The sequence below is a fragment of the Ruegeria sp. P8 genome, assembly GCF_056534665.1.
Genome location: NZ_JBQERC010000062.1, coordinates 1 through 798 on the forward strand (window position 1 = coordinate 1; position 798 = coordinate 798).

Annotated in this window: 1 pseudogene; it reads right to left on the reverse strand. The window is 59.3% G+C overall.

The features are described from left to right. A pseudogene (locus tag ACR0BZ_RS19875) lies at positions 1–748 on the reverse strand (hypothetical protein); the annotation flags it as partial. Between the last annotated feature and the right edge of the window lie 50 nt (positions 749–798).

Sequence of the window (798 nt, forward strand, 5' to 3'; positions counted from 1 at the left end):
CCAATATTTCCGCCCCTTCCGTGGCCTTGTCCATGAGCCACGTAATGACCGCGAGGCCCTGTCGGGACTTAGACTTGCGCTCGCGGACACCCTTGGGGGGGCGAACATTGGCGGGGTTCCGCACGAATTCGGTGGAGCCATCCGGCTTGATGGTTATGCCGACCGAAGTTGTTGGACGATCAGGACGCGGGCGCGGCTTAGGCTTTGGGCGCGTCTGCGGACTAGGCGGTGGCAACGGCACACCGTGCGGGTCGTTTACGTGCGGATTTATTTGTCCAGGCGCATCCGGCTTGCGCCGCGGTTTTTGTCCTGGGGGATTTGGAACGTACCTCGGGGGAACCGTAGGGTATGGGTTCGGAGCAATAATTCCCGGTTCCGGAAGTCCCTCGCCGGGGGGGATCACAATCGTCTTGTGCCATTCAGAATACATCCCCCCCAAATCCTCTCGCCTAGAATAGACATCATATTCGTAAAGCGGCGTGGGTATCGGATGATTGAGCGCCGCCCAATCGAGGTTTGTATAGCTGTCAACCTTGTGAACGCCATCGGCTTCAACAGCTGGTATCCGCTCGATAACGCCCGGACCTTTGAGGCGTCCGTTCTCTACGTAAAGCCCTTCCGGCGCTTCACTAAGCAATGTTTTGCGGCGTTCGAGCAGTTGTGAGATTGCAAGCGCGAGACCAAGCAAAGGCAGCGCTGTGCCAATAGCCCGACCTAACACCGCGCGTTGCGCGGCCCTGTTTGCCACCGCTCGCGTGGTCGGAGCGCGGTTCATGTTTGCATTTATGCCCCGGCGGG